Annotated in this window: 16 protein-coding genes; 11 read left to right on the top strand and 5 right to left on the bottom strand. The window is 60.8% G+C overall.

The genetic code is table 11. The annotated features are described in order from the left end of the window. Positions 1–17: 17 nt before the first annotated feature. The 3 genes from F560_RS0101890 to F560_RS0101880 form a co-directional block, all read right to left on the bottom strand. Positions 18–992 carry an electron transfer flavoprotein subunit alpha/FixB family protein gene (locus F560_RS0101890; RefSeq protein ID WP_019004008.1) on the bottom strand — a complete coding sequence of 325 codons (975 nt, stop codon included), beginning with the start codon at positions 990–992 and terminating at the stop codon, positions 18–20. Between the two features lie 109 nt (positions 993–1,101). Next, positions 1,102–1,872, bottom strand: coding sequence for an electron transfer flavoprotein subunit beta/FixA family protein (locus F560_RS0101885; RefSeq protein WP_019004007.1), 771 nt, complete (start codon positions 1,870–1,872; stop codon positions 1,102–1,104). 59 nt (positions 1,873–1,931) lie between these two features. Then, a complete protein-coding gene (locus tag F560_RS0101880; protein ID WP_019004006.1) occupies positions 1,932–2,519 on the bottom strand; it encodes a fatty acid metabolism transcriptional regulator FadR in 588 nt (195 codons plus the stop codon). Between the two features lie 189 nt (positions 2,520–2,708). Here F560_RS0101880 and F560_RS0101875 point away from each other — a divergent pair, with 189 nt between their 5' ends. From F560_RS0101875 to F560_RS0101850, 6 genes are all read left to right on the top strand, one after another. Then, a complete protein-coding gene (locus F560_RS0101875; protein ID WP_019004005.1) occupies positions 2,709–4,871 on the top strand; it encodes a (Fe-S)-binding protein in 2,163 nt (720 codons plus the stop codon). 17 nt (positions 4,872–4,888) lie between these two features. Then, positions 4,889–7,285, top strand: a complete 2,397-nt coding sequence (locus tag F560_RS0101870) for a 3-hydroxyacyl-CoA dehydrogenase/enoyl-CoA hydratase family protein (RefSeq protein WP_019004004.1) — start codon at positions 4,889–4,891, stop codon at positions 7,283–7,285. 22 nt (positions 7,286–7,307) lie between these two features. Further along, positions 7,308–8,492 (top strand): acetyl-CoA C-acyltransferase, encoded by a 1,185-nt coding sequence (locus F560_RS0101865; RefSeq protein ID WP_019004003.1) that lies wholly within the window; start codon positions 7,308–7,310, stop codon positions 8,490–8,492. Positions 8,493–8,519: 27 nt separating this feature from the next. After that, complete coding sequence (locus tag F560_RS0101860) at positions 8,520–10,304, top strand: acyl-CoA dehydrogenase family protein (protein WP_019004002.1); 1,785 nt, start codon at positions 8,520–8,522, stop codon at positions 10,302–10,304. A 30-nt stretch (positions 10,305–10,334) separates the two neighbouring features. Continuing rightward, positions 10,335–12,020, top strand: coding sequence for a long-chain-fatty-acid--CoA ligase (locus F560_RS0101855; RefSeq protein WP_019004001.1), 1,686 nt, complete (start codon positions 10,335–10,337; stop codon positions 12,018–12,020). A gap of 71 nt (positions 12,021–12,091) precedes the next feature. Further along, positions 12,092–12,508 carry a PaaI family thioesterase gene (locus tag F560_RS0101850; RefSeq protein ID WP_019004000.1) on the top strand — a complete coding sequence of 139 codons (417 nt, stop codon included), beginning with the start codon at positions 12,092–12,094 and terminating at the stop codon, positions 12,506–12,508. Here the strand turns inward: F560_RS0101850 and F560_RS24815 are convergent. Beyond that, positions 12,432–13,022 (bottom strand): SDR family NAD(P)-dependent oxidoreductase, encoded by a 591-nt coding sequence (locus F560_RS24815; RefSeq protein ID WP_083931926.1) that lies wholly within the window; start codon positions 13,020–13,022, stop codon positions 12,432–12,434. The genes F560_RS0101850 and F560_RS24815 overlap by 77 nt on opposite strands. 363 nt (positions 13,023–13,385) lie before the next feature. On the opposite strand from F560_RS24815, the gene F560_RS0101835 reads away from it, so the two are divergent. The 4 genes from F560_RS0101835 (at position 13,386) to F560_RS0101820 (ending at position 17,768) form a co-directional block, all read left to right on the top strand. After that, positions 13,386–13,811, top strand: a complete 426-nt coding sequence (locus F560_RS0101835) for a GNAT family N-acetyltransferase (RefSeq protein WP_019003997.1) — start codon at positions 13,386–13,388, stop codon at positions 13,809–13,811. A 23-nt stretch (positions 13,812–13,834) separates the two neighbouring features. Then, a complete protein-coding gene (locus tag F560_RS22245) occupies positions 13,835–14,785 on the top strand; it encodes a radical SAM/SPASM domain-containing protein (protein WP_051088283.1) in 951 nt (316 codons plus the stop codon). An 87-nt stretch (positions 14,786–14,872) separates the two neighbouring features. After that, positions 14,873–17,098, top strand: coding sequence for a heavy metal translocating P-type ATPase (locus tag F560_RS0101825; protein ID WP_019003995.1), 2,226 nt, complete (start codon positions 14,873–14,875; stop codon positions 17,096–17,098). Further along, on the top strand, positions 17,079–17,768 hold the full coding sequence (locus F560_RS0101820) for a sulfite exporter TauE/SafE family protein (RefSeq protein WP_019003994.1): 690 nt from the start codon (positions 17,079–17,081) through the stop codon (positions 17,766–17,768). The genes F560_RS0101825 and F560_RS0101820 overlap by 20 nt, the downstream gene beginning before the upstream one ends. A 50-nt stretch (positions 17,769–17,818) precedes the next feature. On the opposite strand, the gene F560_RS22240 is transcribed toward F560_RS0101820, so the two are convergent. Beyond that, a complete protein-coding gene (locus F560_RS22240) occupies positions 17,819–18,232 on the bottom strand; it encodes a FixH family protein (protein WP_156828857.1) in 414 nt (137 codons plus the stop codon). A gap of 177 nt (positions 18,233–18,409) precedes the next feature. Here F560_RS22240 and F560_RS0101810 point away from each other — a divergent pair, with 177 nt between their 5' ends. Then, complete coding sequence (locus tag F560_RS0101810; RefSeq protein WP_019003992.1) at positions 18,410–18,637, top strand: DUF1450 domain-containing protein; 228 nt, start codon at positions 18,410–18,412, stop codon at positions 18,635–18,637. The last annotated feature ends 20 nt before the right edge of the window (positions 18,638–18,657 follow it).

Here is an 18,657-nt window from a genome sequence, read left to right as displayed (position 1 = left end):
GCTTTGCGCACGAACGTTCAGGCGAGCGCGCGTTTGAACTCTTCGGTCAGCAAGGGCACGACCTCGAACAGATCGCCGACGATGCCGTAATCGGCGACCTTGAAGATCGGCGCTTCCGGGTCTTTGTTGATCGCGATAATGATGCGCGACCGGCTCATGCCCGCCAGGTGCTGGATGGCGCCGCTGATGCCGCAGGCGATATAGATTTCGGGCGTAACGACTTTGCCGGTTTGCCCGATTTGCAGGGCGTAATCGCAGTACCCGGCGTCGCAGGCGCCGCGGGAAGCGCCGACCGCGCCGCCGAGCACTTCGGCCAATTCCTCGAGCGGCCGAAAACCTTCCGCGCTCCTCACGCCCCGGCCGCCGGAGACGACGATTCTCGCCTCGGTCAAGTCCGCTTTGCCGGCGGTTTTGCGCACGACGTCCTTGACGACCGAGCGCAGCGACGAGGGAGGCACGTAGTCGAACGGTACGATTTCGGCAGGCGAGGCGGCAAGCGGAGCCGGAGGAAGGTTGTTGGGACGAACGGTGACGACTTGGGGGCCGGCGAGAAAACGTTTCTTCTCGATCGCCTTGCCGGCATAGAGCGGTCTTGTGTAATACACGGCATCCCCGGCTTTTTCGACGGCGATGACGTCCGAGATTTGCCCGGCGTTCAGCCATGCGGCGATTTGAGGGGCGAGATCCCGGCCGGCCGCCGTATGGCCGAACAGCACCGTTTGCGGCTGGAGCGACTCGAGCGCTTGCCTAAGAGCCGCAAAATAGGCCTCGGCGTTGTACGTTTTCAAATCCGGATGATCGACGATAATGACTTGGCCGCTTGTATACCGGGCCAGTTCGGCGGCCGCTTCGGAAAGGTTTGATCCGAGCAGCACGGCTGCGATGCGGTCCCCGTTATCTTTTGCCAATTCCGCGGCATGAAGCGCTTCCAAGGCGACCTGCCGGAGCTTGCCGTCACGCGCTTCCGCCACGACCACATAGGTGTTTCCCATTTCCATCTCCTCCTCCGTCGTAAATCATCCCATTCCATCCAAACGAAGCTGCCAAATCCGCGTATAGGACGCGTGTAGGAACGGATGGCGCCATAGCGGCCTGCGCTGGTTACGGGATCGCTTTCGCTTCCGTTTTCAGCAGATGCACCAGCTCGCATGCCTGTTCCTGGGGCGACCCTTGCAATATCCGCCCGGCCTTGCGCTCCGGCGGCAGGGAAAGCGAGGTCCGCTCCGTTTTGGCGGCGATGTCCGCTTCCGACAGGCCCAATTCGTCGAGGCCGAGCTGCTGGAACGGCTTTTTCTTCGCCTTCATAATGCCCGGCAGCGACGGGTACCGGGGATCGTTCAGCCCCTGCTGCGCGGTGAAGAGGGCGGGGAGGGGCACTTCGACCGTCTCGGTGTCGCCTTCCGCGTCGCGCTCGGCGGTCGCCCGGTTGCCGGATACGCTTAACCGGGTGACGGACCCGACGTGAGGAAGATCGAGCAGCTTGGCGAGCCGGACGGCGACCTGCCCGGCGCCGTTGTCGACCGAGAAATTGCCGCCGAGAATCAGGTCGTAGGTCCGGCTGCGGAAATAGGCGGCCAGCAGGCGGGCGATTCCGTATTCGTCGGTCCGAATCCGTTCGTCCGAAAGGAGAACCGCTTCGTCCGCGCCCATCGCGAGCGCCGTCCGCAGCGCTTCCGCCGCGCGGGGAGGACCGGCCGACACGACGGTTACGGATCCCCCGAGCTGTTCCTTCAGGCGCAGCGCTTCCTCGACGGCATATTCGTCATACGGGTTGATCGTGAACTTGACGCCTTCTTCGTCCACCTCTCCGTCCCGGACGACGATCTTCTCCTCCGTATCGAACGTCTGCTTCAAAATGACGTACACGTTCATGCGGCAAACTCCTTCCGGAATGGTTTAAATGGCCGGTCGTTAAGCGACCGCCGCGCGTTTCATCTGGCTTCCAATCCCCTCATGAAAAACTCGACCGTTTTGTCCACTTGCGCGGACAGCGAATATTTTCGGCCGGAGATCAGCCAGGAGGTGACCACTTCGTCCATCGCGCCGAAGACGAGCAGCCGGGTCAGCTTGATGTCCAGGTCGGCGCGGAACGACCCTTCCTCGACGCCTCGTTGCAAAATTTGCTCGATCAGCCGGATGTAGGGCTTGACGGACTGGCCGATCGCCTTGCGCAGCTCGAGCGAGCTTTGCCGGAGTTCGATTTGCGTAACGTAGGCAAGATGGATATTTTGCTCAAGCTGGGTGAAATGGATTTCGCACACTTTTCGCAGCGCTTCGCCGGCGGTGCCGGTATCGCGAATGCTGTCGCCAATCATCCCGACCAGCTTGCTGAGCCGATTTTGGAACAGGGAGATGAGGATATCTTCCTTGTTTTTAAAATATAAATAAATCGTACCGTCGGCGACTCCGGCCTCCTTGGCGATCCTCGACACCTGCGAGCCGTGAAAGCCGTTTTCCGCGATCACTTTCTCCGCCGCGTCCAGAATCGCTTCAAATTTTTCCAGTTTCCTACTTGTCATCGAGCCACCTCAATGCTAAAATGAATGCCAACTGAATGAATACTCATTCATTATTACTCTCATCTTATGGAAAATGATGCCGGATGTCAATGCGTCTTTTTGCGCCAGTTGATTGTCAACCGAATGGAAATCGCTTGCGGATGTTGTCCAGCTTCACCTTTACCGGTCGACGAAAGGACGGGAAAAGCGATGGTTTGGCAGCTGCTGAATGTCATTCTGTTTCTGATGGCGACGGGCTACGGCATCTATTTGTTCGGCAAAGCCGTATATCATCGCTGGCTGTACGTGCAGCTCGGAAAGCCCGCCGCTTTCCGCTTGCGGGGCCGAAAGGAACGGCGGGGGGAATTTTTCGCGCAAGTGTTCGGCCAGACGAAGCTGCTCAAGGATATCAAAAGCGGCATCATGCACATCGCGATCTTCTACGGCTTCATCATTCTCCAATTCGGGGCGGTCGACCTGATCGTTCACGGATTGACGCGGGGCGGGCGCCTGCCGATTCCCGGTTACGGCTATTTCGTCTGGACGCAGGAAGTCACCGCCGTTCTCATTCTGCTGGCTGTCGGCTACGCCGCATACCGACGCTACGTCGAGAAGCTGCCAAGGCTCAAAAAAGGCTGGAAGCCGAGCATCGTCCTCTTCTTTATCGGCGCCCTGATGCTGTCGGTGCTGCTGTCGCTCGGCTTCGAGCGGCGCTGGCACGGCCTGGAACCGTCCGCATTCGCTCCGGTTTCGTCCGCGATCGCGGCGGCCTTCGGCGGCATCTCCGCGCGGGCGGCCGAAGCGCTTTTCTACGTTTTTTGGTGGCTGCATCTGCTGATCCTGCTTTCTTTTCTCGTCTACGTTCCCCAATCGAAACACTTTCACCTCATCACGGCTCCCATCAACCTTTGGTTCCGGCGGCAAGAACCGCCCGGTCGCCTGTCCAAGCTGGATCTGGAGGACGAAGAAGCGGAAAGCTTCGGCGTCGGCCGCATCGAAGATTTGTCCCGAAAGCAAATGCTCGACCTTTACGCATGCGTCGAATGCGGGCGGTGCACGAACGTCTGTCCGGCCTCCGGCACCGGCAAGGCGCTTTCCCCGATGCACCTGATTACGAAGCTGCGCGATCATCTGACGGAAAAAGGCGCGGCGGCAACCGGCAAATCGCCCTGGGTTCCGGCGTATCTGCTCGCTTCTTCCGGGGCGGGGGCGCATGCGCTGGCGGGCGCGGAAACGGTCCGCGCAGACTGGCGCGATGACGGAAGCGCAACCGACATCCGGCCGACGCTCGCGTGGCAGAAGGAGACCTGGAAACGCCAAGAGGCAGATCCCCGGCAACTTCAATTGATCGGCGACGTCATGACGGAGGACGAAATCTGGTCGTGCACGACCTGCCGGAATTGCGAGGACCAGTGTCCGGTCGGCAACGAGCACGTGGACAAAATCGTCGATCTGCGCCGGCACCTGGTGCTGATGCAAGGAAGCGTTCCCCCCGACGGCCAACGGGCGATGCAAAATATCGAGCGCCAAGGCAACCCTTGGGGCATCAACCGGAACGACCGGGCGAACTGGACCGCCGAACTGGACGGCATACCGGTGCCGACCGTCAAGGAAAATCCCGCATTCGAATATTTGTTTTTCGTCGGGTCGATGGGGTCCTACGATTTGCGCAGCCGCAAAGTGTCGCGGGCGGTGGCGCGCCTGATGAACGAGGCGGGCGTGAGCTTCGCGATTCTGGGGAACGAGGAGAAGAACTCGGGCGATACGCCCCGCCGCATGGGCAACGAGCTGTTGTTTCAGCAGCTGTGCGCGGAAAACATTGCGACCTTTCAAAAGTACGGCGTCCAAAAAATCGTCACCGCATGCCCGCACACCTTTAATACGCTGAAAAACGAATATCCGCAATTCGGGCTCGAGGGGGTGGAAGTGCTTCATCATACGCAGCTGCTCGAGCGGCTTGTGCGGGAAGGACGGCTCAAGCCGGCATTCGAAGTAAACGAAGTCGTGACCGTGCATGATTCCTGCTATTTGGGCCGCTACAACGGCGTTTACGACCCGCCGCGCAGCGTGCTGAAAGCGATTCCGGGCGTGCGTCTTGCCGAAATTCCGCGTTCCCGGGAGAACGGCATGTGCTGCGGCGCCGGAGGCGGCATGATGTGGATGGAGGAGACGGGCGGCAAGCGGGTCAATCTGGCCCGGACCGAGCAGCTGCTGTCCGTCAGGCCGACCGTAATCGGCAGCGCCTGCCCGTATTGCCTGACGATGATGGAAGACGGCATCAAGTCGAAAGAAGCCGAGGGCGAGGTCAAGGCGAGGGACATCGCCGAGCTGCTGGAGCTTGCGGTATTCGGCCCAACCGCTGTCCAACCGTAATGAGGGAGGAAGGGAAGATGAGGAAACCGATTCGGAAAGCGGCCGTCATCGGCTCGGGCGTCATGGGCTCGGCCATTGCGGCTCACCTGGCGAACGTCGGGATTTCCTGCCTGCTGCTTGATATCGTGCCCAGGCAGCTGACGGAGACGGAAATCGAAAAAGGCTACACGGCGGAGCATCCTGCCGTCCGCAACCGTCTGGCCACGGCGGCGATTGCGAATTTGCGCAAAACCAGTCCGGCTCCGCTGTACGACGACGACTTTGCAAGCCGCATTACGCCGGGGAACCTGGAGGATCATTTGGAGCTGATCGGCGAGGCAGACTGGGTAATCGAAGCCGTGGTCGAAAATCTGGACGTGAAGCGCGAGCTTCTCGGACGGGTGGAGCGGCATTGGAAGCCCGGCACCATCGTCAGCTCCAACACGTCGGGCATTTCGATCAACCGGATGGCGGAAGGAAGAAGCGAAGCGTTTCGGCGATGTTTTCTCGGCACGCACTTTTTTAATCCGCCCCGGTACATGCCGCTGCTCGAACTGATCCCCAGAGCAAGCACCGATCCGGAGCTGGTCAAGACGTTCCGCGTTTTCTGCGAGCGCGTTCTGGGCAAAACGGTCGTAATCGCCAAGGATACGCCGAACTTTATCGCCAACCGGATCGGCACGTACGGCCTGCTCGTGACGCTGCGCGAAATGACGGAACGGGGGCTTACGGTCGAGGAAGCGGATGCGGTTACGGGTCCCGCCATGGGCCGGCCGAAGAGCGCCACGTTTCGCACGCTCGATCTGGTCGGGCTGGATACGTTCCTGTTCGTCGCGGACAATGTGCATGCGAATGTAACGGACGCGGAGGAACGGGCTATCTTTAAGGCTCCGGACGCGCTGAAGGCGATTGTGGCGCAGGGCCGCCTCGGGGAAAAGTCCGGACAGGGCTTCTACTGGAAGCGGAAAGGCGCGGGCGGTTCGGAAATTTGGTCGCTCGACCTGAAGACGATGGAATACCGCCCCTCTCGGAAAGTCTCCTCCGGCTCGCTGGAAGCGGCGAAGCTGGCCAAAGGCGCCCGCGCCAGGCTGAACGCGCTGCTTTCCGGGGGCGACCGCTACGCCGAATTCGCCTGGAACGTGCTGAAGCGGGTGCTCGTCTATTCCGCCGAGAAGATCGGCGAGATCGCGGACGACATCCGGGCCGTCGACGAAGCGATGAAGGGGGGATTCAACTGGGAGCTCGGCCCGTTTGAAACGTGGGATGCGATCGGGCTGGTCCGTTCCGCGAAGAAGATGGAGGAAGAGGGGCTGCGGGTTCCCGCCTGGGTCAAGGACTGGATCGCCCAAGGGAACGAGTCGTTTTACAAGAAGGAGAACGGGACGCTGTATTTCGCTTCTTCGTCCGGCTACGCGCGCGACGAGCGGCCGCCCGAACGCATTTCGCTGCGCGATTTGAAGGAGCAAAACCGGGTGGTCAAAAGCAATGCGGGGGCCAGCCTTATCGACCTCGGCGACGGTGTCGCCTGCCTGGAATTCCATTCTCCGAACAATGCGATCGGCGAGGACATCTTGTCGATGATTTCGCAAAGCGTCGAGGAGGTCAACCGCAATTTCCGGGGGCTTGTCATTGCGAACGAGGGCCGCAACTTCTGCGTCGGCGCCAACCTGATGCTGCTGCTTATGGAAGCGCAGGACGAGGAATGGGAGGAAATCGACGACATCATCCGCCTGTTCCAGAACACGATGCTCAAGCTGAAGCGGTGCGAGAAGCCGGTCGTGGCCGCGCCGCACCGGATGACGCTCGGCGGCGGCGTGGAGGTGTGCTTGCCGGCCGACCAGGTGATCGCATCGGCGGAGACGTATTACGGGCTGGTGGAAACGGGGGTCGGACTCATTCCGGCGGGCGGCGGCTGCAAGGAGCTGGCGCTCAGGGCCAGCCGGCAGGCGGCGCTTGCCGAAGCGGACCTGCAGCCCTACCTCAACCGCTACTTTGAACTGATCGGCATGGCGAAAGTGTCGACAAGCGGCCACGACGCCCGCAAGCTCGGCTATCTGAAGCCGACGGACCGCGTGGTCGTCAATCCCGGCTACGCCATCCACGAAGCGAAGCAGGCGGTGCTGCGTCTGGCGGACGGCGGATACGAACCGATTGCGGAAGAACGCATCCGGGTGGCCGGCGCCGAAGGCAAGGCCGTGCTGCAGCTCGCCGCAATCGGGATGCGCGAGAGCGGCTGGATCAGCGATCACGATCTGCTGATCGCCAAGAAGCTCGCGCATGTGCTCGCCGGCGGAGACGCCCCGGCGGGGGCGCTGGTCACCGAGCAGTACATGCTCGATCTGGAGCGGGAAGCTTTCCTGAGCCTGTGCGGAGAACCGAAAACGAGGCAGCGGATGCAGCATATGCTCGCCAAGGGCAAACCGCTCCGCAACTGAACATCGGAAGGAGGGGATCACCTTGCAAGAAGCAGTCATCGTATCGATGGCGCGAACGGCGGTCGGCAAAGCGAAAAAGGGCGCCCTTTCGCAGACGCGCGCGGACGATATGGGCAAAGCCGTGCTGGAAGCGGCGGTCGAGCGGGCACCCGGCCTGCAAAAGGAAGACGTCGAGGACATCATCATCGGCTGCGCCATGCCGGAAGGCGAGCAGGGGCTGAACTTCGCCCGCATTATGGCGCTGTACGCCGGATTTCCCGTCACCGTTCCGGCGATGACGGTCAACCGGTTCTGTTCCTCCGGCCTGCAGTCGATCGCCATGGCGGCGGAGCGGATTATGCTCGGGCATGCCGACGTGCTGATCGCGGGCGGCGTGGAGAGCATGAGCCGCGTGCCGATGACGGGATTTCGCCTGTCGCCGAATCCGCGAATCGTCGAGCGGATGCCGGAAGTGTACATGGCGATGGGACACACGGCGGAGCGCGTCGCCGAGCGCTTCGGCATTTCCCGCGAGGATCAGGACCGGTTTGCCCTGCGCTCGCACCAAAGAGCGGCCAAGGCGATCGCGGAAGGAAAGTTCAAGGACGAGATCGTTCCGATCCGCGCGGAGCTGAAAAGCTTCGACGACGCCGGCCGCTTGCAGACGCGGTCGATTCTGTTCGACACCGACGAAGGCGTCCGCACGGACACGACGCCGGAGGCGCTGGCAAGGCTGAAGCCGAGCTTCAAGCAGGGCGGCACCGTCACCGCCGGCAACGCCTCGCAGATGAGCGACGGCGCGGCGGCGGTCGTCGTCATGAGCAGGCGGGAAGCCGAGCGGCGGCAGCTTGCGCCGCTTGCGACGTTTCGCTCGTTCGCCCTCTCCGGCGTGGAGCCGGAGCTGATGGGCGTCGGCCCGGTCCGGGCGATTCCGAAGGCGCTCAAGATGGCCGGCATCTCGCTGGCGGACGTCGCGCTGTTCGAAATCAACGAAGCGTTCGCCTCGCAGTGCCTGCATATTATCCGCGAGCTCGGCATCGACGAAGACAAAGTCAACGTGAACGGGGGCGCGATCGCGCTCGGCCACCCGCTCGGCTGCACGGGAACGAAGCTGACGGCGACGCTGATCGGGGAGCTCCGCCGCAGAGGCGGCGGCTACGGCGTCGTCTCGATGTGCATCGGCGGCGGCATGGGCGCGGCCGGCGTGTTGGAAGTCCATCCCGAATGAACCATCCGATAACGAGGAGAGGATCGCATGAGCGAACGAACGTACGCTAAAGTGCCGGGCGGCAGCTTCGTGATCGAGGACATCGACAGCCGGCACGTGACGACGCCGGAGGATTTCAGCGACGAGCAGCGGATGATCGCCGAAACGACGGAGCAGTTCGTGGCCGCGGAAGTCGCCCCCCGGGACGAGGAAGTCGAGAAGCTGAATTACGACCTGACGGTGCGGCTGCTGCGCAAAGCGGGCGAGATCGGCCTGCTCGGGGCGGACGTCCCGGAAGCCTACGGAGGCATGGGACTGGATAAGGTGAGCACGACGCTGATCAACGAACGGCTGACGAAGGCGGCTTCGTTCGCGCTGTCGTTCGGCGCCCATGTCGGCATCGGCACGCTGCCCATCGTCTATTTCGGAACGGAGGCGCAAAAGCGCAAATATTTGCCGAAGCTGGCCTCCGGCGAGATTATCGCCGCTTACTGCCTGACCGAGCCGTCGTCCGGATCGGACGCGCTCGGGGCGAAGACGACGGCAAAGCTGTCCGAGGACGGCACCCATTACGTGCTGAACGGAACGAAGCAGTTCATTACGAATGCGGGTTTTGCCGATCTCTTTATCGTTTACGCCAAAGTGAACGGAACCGATTTCAGCACGTTTATCGTGGAACGGACGATGGAGGGCGTAAGCGTCGGGCCGGAGGAAAAGAAGATGGGCATCAAGGGCTCGTCCACGTGCCCGCTGATTCTGGAGGATGTGAAGGTGCCGGCGGAGAACCTGCTCTGGGAAGTCGGCAAAGGCCATCTGATCGCCTTCAACATTTTGAACATCGGGCGCTTCAAGCTGGCCGCAGGCTGCGTGGGTTCGGCGAAAAACGCGATCGAATTCGCCGCCAAATACGCGAACGAACGCCGGCAGTTCGGCCGCCCGATTTCCTCCTTCCCGCTGATCGGCAAAAAGCTGGCCGAGATGAACGTCCGCACCTACGCGCTGGAAAGCATGGTGTACCGGACGGCGGGTCTGTTCGACGTCGGCCTTGCCGACGTGGATCACGCAAGTCCGGATGTCGGCTATCAGTCGGCCAAGGCGATCGCGGAATACCAGATCGAATGCTCGATCAACAAGGTGTTCGGCTCGGAGACGCTCGATTTTGTCGTCGACGAAGGCGTGCAAATTCACGGCGGCTACGGCTTTATCCAGGAGTATCCCATCGAACGCATGTACCGCGACTCCCGGATCAACCGCATTTTCGAAGGAACCAACGAAATCAACCGGCTGCTCATTCCGGGAGCGCTGATCAAGAAAGCTTTGAAGGGCGAGCTGCCGCTGCTGCCGAAGGCGATGGCGCTGCAGGCGGAGCTGACGGAGCCGAGGCCGGTCCCGAGCCTGGAAGGTCCGCTGGCGCAGGAATCCCATTTGCTGTCGATGGCCAAAAAAATCTTTCTGCTGATCGGCGCCCAGGCCGTGCAAAAGTATCAGACGAAGCTTGAGAAGGAGCAGGAGATTGTCAGCCTTCTTGCGGATATGATGATCGCGATCTATGCGATGGAAAGCGTGCTGCTCCGAACCCGGAAGCGGATCGATCGCGCCGGCGAGCGGAAGGCGGAGCTTGCGATCGCAATGGCAACCGCCTTCGTCCACGACGAATTCGGACGGATCGAGGCGTGGGCGAAAGAAGCGCTGGCCGCGATGGAAACGGGGGATACGCTCCGCACGCTGCTGTCCGCGCTGAAAAAATGGACGAAACGGACCCCCGTCAACGCGCTGGGCTTAAAACGGCAAATCGCCGCAAACGTAATCGAGTCGGAATCGTACGTCGTGTAACGCATTCTGCGAGATGGGAGTGACAAGGCGATGACGGCAAAACCTTGGTTAACCCATTATCCCGACGAAGTGCCGCCGACTTTCGATTATCCCAAGCACCAGCTGGCGCAGTTTCTCGTCCGGTCTGCCGAAGCTTTTCCGCATACAGTCGCCCTCGATTTTTTGGGAAAAAAGATTTCGTACCGGTCGCTTCTTCGCCACTCGTACCGATTTGCGAATGCCCTGCTCCGGCTGGGCGTTCGCAAAGGCGACCGCGTTGCCGTCATGCTGCCGAACTGTCCGCAGGCGGTGATCGCCTATTACGGCATCCTGCTGGCCGGCGGCATTGTCGTCATGACGAACCCGCTGTATATGACCCGGGAACTGGAACATCAATTGAAAGACTCGGGAGCGAAAATCATCGTTACGCTGGACGCGCTGGTCGGCCGGGTCCGGCAGGCCACCGAGAACCGGCCGCTGGACTATATCGTCGCCACCTCGATCAAAGATTTCCTGCCGTTTCCGAAAAACGTGCTGTACCCGCTCAAAGCCAAAAAGGACGGCACGTACGTGAAATTGTCCTACACCGATAAGCTGCTCCCCTTCCTGAACTTGCTCAAGCAGTCCCCGCCCACCCCATGCCATGTCGAGATCGATGCCGAAAACGATCTGGCGCTGCTCCAGTATACGGGCGGCACGACCGGATACGCCAAAGGCGTCATGCTCACCCATGCCAATCTGGTCGCGAACACGCTTCAAACGCAGCTTTGGTTTTACCGCCGCCGCATCGGCAAGGAAAAGTATATGGCGGCGCTGCCCTTTTTCCATGTCTTCGGGTTAACGGTTTTGCTGAACCAAGGCATTTCGCTAGCGGGCACCTTGATCCTGGTGCCGAGATACGAGATCAATCAGGTGCTGAAGACGATTCACCGGAAAAAGCCGACGGTGTTTCCCGGCGCGCCGACCATGTACGTGGCCATTATCAACCATCCGAACATTTCCAAATACGATCTTTCTTCGATCAATGTCTGCATCAGCGGCGCGGCTCCGCTTCCGCTTGAGGTGCAAACCCGCTTCGAAGAGCTGACCGGAGGCAAGCTGATCGAAGGCTACGGGCTGACGGAAGCGTCGCCGGTCACGCACGCGAACAACATTTGGGAGAAGCGGAAGACGGGCTCCATCGGCATCCCGTTTCCCGACACCGACGCGAAAATCGTCCGTCCCGATACGCTGGAGGAAGCGGAGCCGGGCGAGATCGGCGAGCTCGCCGTGCGCGGCCCGCAGGTGATGAAGGGGTACTGGAACAACCCCGAGGAGACGGCCAAATGTCTGCGCGACGGGTGGCTGCTCACGGGCGATATGGGCAGGATAGACGAAGACGGCTTTTTCTATATTTTGGACCGGCGGAAAGACTTGATCATCGCAGGCGGGTACAATATTTATCCGCGCGAAGTCGAGGAAGTGCTGTTCGAGCATCCCGACGTGGAGGAAGCGGTGGTCGCCGGCGTGTACGATCCGTACCGGGGAGAAACGGTCAAAGCGTACATCGTGCCCAAAGACGGCTCCGCGCCCGATGAAGCGGCGATCGTGCGCTGGTGCAAAGAAAGGCTGGCCGCCTACAAAGTTCCGAAAATCGTGGAATTCCGCGACCAGCTTCCGAAGACGATGGCCGGCAAAGTGCTCCGGCGGAAGCTGCTGGAGGAGGAGGCGAGCAAGCGGACCGGCGCCGGGCTGTAATGAGGCCTTCGGCCTAAGATTCCGCGAAACGCCGGCTGACGGCGGCAATGTCGAGACGAGGAGGGACAAAAATGGAAGCGGAACCAAACGGCGTCCATCCGAAGATGGAGCAGTGGAGAAAGGCGGCTGCGGGAACGTTCTGGGACGTTCTGGGCTGCGAAATCGAGAGCGCGACGGACAGCCGGGTCGTCGTCACCCTGGACATTCGGACGCATCACCTGAACCTGATCGGAATCGTTCACGGCGGCGTCTATGCGACGCTGGTCGATTCGGCCATGGGACTTCTGGCGATGATCGCCAAGCCCGAAGCCAACGTCGTCACGACCAATCTCCATATGAACTTTGTCGCGCAGGCGAGAGAAGGAAAGCTGATCGTGACGGCCGAGCCGCTTCACATCTCGGGGAAATCCGTTACGGCTCAAGCGTTCGCCCGTACGGAGAGCGGGACTTTGTGCGCCTTCGGCACCGGCACGTTCCGGGTCGTGTGAAATCTAAGCTTCCGAAGCGCAATCCAAGCGCAGGAACGCAGGAACGGCAACTCCGTTTGCCATTTTGTCTGAAGCCCGGGCGACCGGGCTTTTTCATGATCCTAAAAGCAGCTGTAAACGTCAAATTCCGGCAAAACCTCCGATTGTCCCGTTCCGGCGTTGCTCCATTTAATGGAATCAAGCCGCGATTATCGATCATTTGAAGCGGGGGTGCACGAAGAGGGTTAAGCGCTTGCAAAAATACGGCCGATTTGCCGCCGAACTGCTTGATCCGGCGGATCGTTTCGAGCGCTCCGGCTTCGCTGTTGTTGTAATGGACGGCCACCTTCGCGCCGCGCCGCGCAAGCTCGACCGCAACGCCTTGGCCGATGCCCGTTCCCGCGCCGGTCACAAGCGCCGCTTTGCCGGCCAATTGTCCGTTCGGAGGCCGTTCCGCCTGCGAATTTGGCCGTGCTAGCCCGCGATTGTCCGGCTGCTCTTCCGCATGCACTTCCGTTTGTCCATCCAACCGCATGCCACCTCTCTTCGGGCGTTTCATTTTATGATCCATATTTTATGATCCATATAATGAAGAAGAAAGCCGCCGTCAAGGCGAATATCCGCTCCGTTCAAATGGCGGGCCTCGCCGGAAGCCAGAAACGATACGAGAAGCGCGAGGTCCTCGTAACGGCCCGTCACGGCGCTTGGCACTTTGTATTCGTAATTTTGTTTGTTTTTTTCGAAAAGTTCCGCGCCCGGCCGCGATAAAAAAAGGCTTCAAAGGCGGGCGCACAAAAGTATAATAGGGTAAAGAAACGAAAGACGGGATGCAAGCCGTCCGGTTGCCGTCTGGCGGCACGGGGCGGGATTCCCGAACAGAAACGGAGATAGAGCGCGTATGCTGATCGATATCAAACACAAACTGGAAGAACCGGAGATTCAGGAACTGATCGAGCTTTCCGCTTACAGCGATCCGGAAGAATTCATCCAAGTTTACCGCGGTGACGATCGTCTGGAAATCATGGGGTTTTATGCGAACGACGAGCTTGCCGGCCTGGCCGGTTTCCGCCTGCACGAGAACGGGACGCTGGAACTGAACCATATCGCGGTCGTGCCGGACAAGCGGGGCAAAGGGTATGGAACCGCCATTTTGCTGTCACTGATCGGGCTCAAAAAACCGCGGATCCTGGTCGCGGAGATCGACGAGGACGCGGTCGACTTTTACCGCAGCGTCGGATTTACGATTGAAAGTCTCGGGGAAAAGATTCCCGGAATCGAGAGATTCCGTTGCACGTACGATTGCGCGGTCGAGGAGCAGGCATAAGGCCGATGGGGAGCGATAAGCGGTTGAAGCGGTTCAAGAAATTTTACTTGGAGATCACAAGCATTTGCAATCTCGCGTGCAGCTTTTGTCCGCAGACGGGGCGGCAGGCGAAGTTTATCGAAAAGGAAGCGTTTGTCCGCCGCCTGGAACAAATCAAGCCATATACGGATTCGATCTACTTCCATCTTAAAGGCGAGCCGCTGATGCATCCGAAAATCGGCGAGCTGCTCGATATCAGCCACGAACACGGCTTTAAAGTGAACATCACCACCAACGGCACGCTGCTGCACAAGGTCGGGCACAAGCTGCTGACGAAGCCGGCGATTCGCCAAATGAACGTTTCCCTCCACAGCTTCGACGGGCACGCAGGCTCCTCCAATCACGCGGGATCCGCCGATAAGGAAGGCTATGTGCAAAGCGTTTTGTCGTTCGTAAGGGAAGCCAGGGAACGCACGTCCATGATCATCTCGCTAAGGCTGTGGAACCTCGCCCCGGACAACGAGACCAACGCGAAGCGGGCCCGCAACCGGGACATTCTCGCGGCCATCGAGAAGGAATTCGGCCTGGACTTTCGCATCGAAGAGAAGGTCGAACCGGGCAAAGGGCTGAAGCTTGCCGAGCGGGTTTATTTGAACCAGGACTATGAATTCGAGTGGCCCGACCTGAACGCGGAGGAGGACGACGGCAGAGGCTTTTGCTACGGGCTGCGCAACCAGGCCGGCATTCTGGTCGACGGCACGGTCGTGCCCTGCTGTCTGGACGGGGAGGGCGTCATCAATCTCGGCAACATCCACCAGAAGCCGTTCTCCGAAATTATAGAGGGGGAGCGGGCGAAACGCCTGGTCGACGGCTTCTCGCGCAGGGTGGCGGTCGAGGAGCTGTGCCGCAAATGCGGTTACCGGAAGCGGTTCGGAACCGCCGCGCCGGCCAAGCGATTGATTTTGCCGCAGCCGTCCGGCGCTCTCCATCCCTGAAATAACGGCGCGGCAGGTTTCCCCGCGTCTCGTATTCTGACCGCCCCGCTTTGTCCATAGACTGTATGGAGGGGGAGGGGGAATACGATGGCGACGGTTCGCCTCTACATAACGGGCATGACCTGCGCGGCGTGCTCGGCTCGGATCGAGAAGTCGCTCGGGCGCATGGAAGGCATCGAACAGGCTTCGGTCAATTTGGCGCTGGCCCAAGCGCTGATCCGGTACGATCCGAAACGGGTCAAGCTGAAGGCCATCTGCGGGCGCATCGAACAGCTCGGCTACCGCGCATCGGACGGACAGGCGAACCCGGCCGCGCGGTCGCGGGACGAGATCCGGTTTTATGCGCTGCGCGTTCTGCTGTCCGCATGCTTGTCGTTTCCGCTGCTGTGGGCGATGCTCGGCCATTTGGCCGGGCCTGACGGCGTATGGGTTCCTCCGTTGTTCCAAATGCCGGTTTTCCAGTGGATTGCGGCGACGTTTCTGCAATTCGGCGTCGGGTTCCCGTTTTATTACGGCGCGTACCAGGCGCTGAAAGCGCGGACGGCGAATATGGATGTACTCGTCGCTCTCAGCACCTCGGCGGCTTATTTTTACAGCCATTACCAGGTGTTTCGGATGCCGCTTGCGGAAGGGCACAGCCATGCCGGACATCCGCCCGTCTATTTCGATACGATTGCGATGATCATGACGTTCATTCTGCTGGGCAAACTGCTGGAATCGATCGCCAAAGGCCGGGCGTTAAAAGACTTGAACGCGCTGTACGACCTTCAGGCGAGGCTTGTTCGGGTCGTCCGGGGCGACGAGGAGCAGTGGATTCCCGCGGAAGAGCTGAAAAAAGGGGATCTGGTGGCGATCGAGGCCGGCGAGTGGATTCCCGCGGACGGCATCGTCTCCGGCGGACAGGGCGAAGTGGACGAGTCGCTGCTGACGGGGGAGAGCGCCGCGGCGGTCAAGCGTGTCGGCGATCCGGTTTACAGCGGGACCCGCAGCGCAAGCGGGAAGCTGCTGGTGACCGCAAGCGCCGGGACGGGCGCAAGCCGGTTGTCCCGCATGATCGGGCTCGTGGAGGAAGCGCAAAATGCGAAGCCGGCGATCGCGCGCAAGGTGGACCGGGTGGCGGCTTATTTCGTCCCGGCGATGCTGGCCTGCGCGCTTGCGACGTTTGCCGCCTGGGCGATGCGGCCTTCGGGCGATTCCGCTTCCGCCTATGCCGCTGCGCTTGAACATGCGCTGTCTGTGCTGATTATCGCCTGCCCGTGCGCGCTGGGCCTGGCGACGCCGCTTTCGGTTCTGATCGGATCGGGAATCGCGGCCCGCTCGGGCATTTTGTTCAAGGAAGGCCGCGCGCTGGAGGTGCTGCAGCATGTCGATCATCTGCTGATGGACAAAACCGGAACGCTGACGGAAGGAAAACCGCATCTTGCGGCCATCCGCTGCGCTCCGGGGAAGGAGATGCAGCTGTTGCGTGCGGCCGCGGCCGTCGAGCGGCAGTCGGCGCATCCGCTCGCCCAGGCGATCGTTCAAGCCGCGCACCGCTATCGTCTGGTCATTCCCGCTGCCGCCGAAGCCGTCGAGTTGACCGCCCAAGGCGCGACGGGAATCGTGGACGGGAAAAGGGTGCATGTGGGCCGCCTTCAGTGGCTGAAATCGGAAGGCGTTCAAACGAACGCGTACGCCCGTTACGCCGTTCCCGAAGGGACGACCGCGCTCTATGTGGCGGTTGGCGGCAGCCTGCAGGGCGTGCTGGAGCTTGCCGACCGGCTCAGGCCGGAGGCTCCTCAGGCGATCCGCCAGTTGGGCAAGCGGGCCGAAATCTGGATGGTCACGGGGGACCAGGAGGAGGCGGCCCGGAGCGCGGCTCTGCAGGCCGGGATTAAGCATGTATATGCCGGCGTGCATCCGGAACGGAAATACGAGCTTGTCCGCGGCTTGCAGCGGAAAGGACGGACCGTCGCCATGATCGGCGACGGCATGAACGACGCGGGCGCTTTGGCCGCAGCCGACATCGGCATGGCGATGGGCGGCGGAACGGATGCGGCCATGCAGGCCGGCGACATCGTGCTGATGCGCAACAAGCTGACCGACATCGGACGGGCGATGGCCATCAGCCGGCGGACGATGCGGAACATCCGGCAAAATCTGCTGCTCGCCGTCCTCTACAATGCGGCGGCCGTTCCTCTTGCCGCCTTCGGCCTGATGGACCCGCGCTTGGCCTGCGTCGGCATGTCGGCCAGTTCGCTGCTGGTCGTCGGCAACGCCTTGCGGCTGCACCGGTTCGGGAAGGAGGCGGAACATGGCGAACCTGTCCGCTAATTTTCTGACGCTCGCCGTATTATCGGGACTGACGGGCGCGCCTCATTGCCTGATCATGTGCGGGGGCATCGTCTCCTCCTTCGCCCTGAACGCCAAAGGTCCGCCGCTGAAGCCGATTGTGGCCTACAACGCCGGAAGGGTGCTCACCTATTCGGCGGTCGGCGGCATCATGGGGGCGGCCGGTTCGTTTCTGAATATGGCCGGCCGGTTCGTCGGCATCCAGGGAATCGCGAGCATGCTCGGCGGAGCATTTATCTTGTTGTGGACGTTCAGGAAGTACACGCTGCCGGTTTACCGCCGGACCGTTCCCGGCCACGACGCCGTGCTCGGAGCCTTTGCCCGCTTGCGGCAGCGGTACGAACTGCTGGGCGTCTTTCTGACCGGCTTGCTGCTCGGGCTTTTGCCCTGCGGGTTAACGTACGCGATGCAAATGAACGCGGCCGCGTCCGGTTCCTGGCTGGAAGGGGCACTGATGCTGCTGGCGTTCGGGCTTGCGACTTTTCCCGTTCTGCTGTTGTCCGCGCTGACCGCCGGCCGAATCGGGCGCAGGTGGCGAAGGGCGATGAACAAAGCCGGGCACGGGCTCGCCGTGCTGATGGGGTTTTTGTCGATCATGAAAGGGCTGAGCGTCAACGGATGGATCGCTTCGATCCATCCCTGGCTGTGGTGAGCTGCCGGCGCGCTATGCTTGCTCGCAAAGCGAGAGATCAAGGGGCGGGATTATTCCGCCTTGAACGGATACAACAGCCGAATCGCGCCGTCCTCCGTCCGATAGATCGCCTCCGCCTGCCATTTTCCCCGCATCACCGGCACGCCGGTTGCCGTATAGACGCCCGGCTCCGTTTCGGACACTTGAGCGGGCACCGTGCCGCAGAACATGCCGGGCATCGACAGCAGCACCTTGAGCCCCGCCGCCGCCCCTTGGACCGGATTTCCTTCGGCATCGCGGATGCGAATGCGAAACGATACGTCCTTCATCATGCGGGCGTCGGTCTGCTCTTTGCTCATGTCCAGCAGGAGATGGCCGTCGGCATAGCTCGCTTTCGCTTCGGATCCGGAAGAGACAGGGGAGCGGACGACGGCATAGCCGACGATCGCCACAAGCAGCGGCAAGCTCCACACGATTTTTTTCACCGCTTCCGGCACCTCGTTTCGGTTCGGATTCTCCCTCGTTCTACCAAAGCCTATGTGCTCGCTCCCGGGAACATACAACAATGAAGCGGACGCTTGTTTCCGTATTGACGAAGATTATGATAATCATTATCATTTATACGGAAGCCAATCCGCCGTTGGGCATACGGGGTGAGCGTATTGAAAAAAATCAAGGTTTGCGAGCGGAATTTGAAGAACGGAACGAAACCGGTTTACAAGCTGTTGAAAAGCACATATGCGGAGATCAAGTGGAAAAAGAAAGACTGCCTCGGCAACTGCAAGACGTGCAAACGCGAATGTTTCGTTCTGATCCAATCCGATATCGTAAGCGCCCCTACGCCCGAACAATTGCAGAAACGGCTGACGGAATGGATCGAAGCGCGGTAAGTTTCCGCGAAAAATGGAAA

Origin of the sequence: Cohnella laeviribosi DSM 21336 (genome assembly GCF_000378425.1) — a bacterium.
Lineage (GTDB): Bacteria > Bacillota > Bacilli > Paenibacillales > Paenibacillaceae > Cohnella > Cohnella laeviribosi.
This window is presented reverse-complemented; position numbering and strand designations above follow the sequence as displayed.

Coding starts and splice junctions, on each gene's coding strand:
- F560_RS24815 (WP_083931926.1), bottom strand. CDS start 13,022: ATGCGGTTGGATGGACAAACGGAAGTGCATGCGGAAGAGCAGCCGGAC.
- F560_RS0101860 (WP_019004002.1), top strand. CDS start 8,520: ATGAGCGAACGAACGTACGCTAAAGTGCCGGGCGGCAGCTTCGTGATC.
- F560_RS0101825 (WP_019003995.1), top strand. CDS start 14,873: ATGGCGACGGTTCGCCTCTACATAACGGGCATGACCTGCGCGGCGTGC.
- F560_RS0101850 (WP_019004000.1), top strand. CDS start 12,092: ATGGAAGCGGAACCAAACGGCGTCCATCCGAAGATGGAGCAGTGGAGA.
- F560_RS0101880 (WP_019004006.1), bottom strand. CDS start 2,519: ATGACAAGTAGGAAACTGGAAAAATTTGAAGCGATTCTGGACGCGGCG.
- F560_RS0101870 (WP_019004004.1), top strand. CDS start 4,889: ATGAGGAAACCGATTCGGAAAGCGGCCGTCATCGGCTCGGGCGTCATG.
- F560_RS0101875 (WP_019004005.1), top strand. CDS start 2,709: ATGGTTTGGCAGCTGCTGAATGTCATTCTGTTTCTGATGGCGACGGGC.
- F560_RS0101890 (WP_019004008.1), bottom strand. CDS start 992: ATGGGAAACACCTATGTGGTCGTGGCGGAAGCGCGTGACGGCAAGCTC.
- F560_RS0101820 (WP_019003994.1), top strand. CDS start 17,079: ATGGCGAACCTGTCCGCTAATTTTCTGACGCTCGCCGTATTATCGGGA.
- F560_RS0101855 (WP_019004001.1), top strand. CDS start 10,335: ATGACGGCAAAACCTTGGTTAACCCATTATCCCGACGAAGTGCCGCCG.
- F560_RS0101885 (WP_019004007.1), bottom strand. CDS start 1,872: ATGAACGTGTACGTCATTTTGAAGCAGACGTTCGATACGGAGGAGAAG.
- F560_RS0101835 (WP_019003997.1), top strand. CDS start 13,386: ATGCTGATCGATATCAAACACAAACTGGAAGAACCGGAGATTCAGGAA.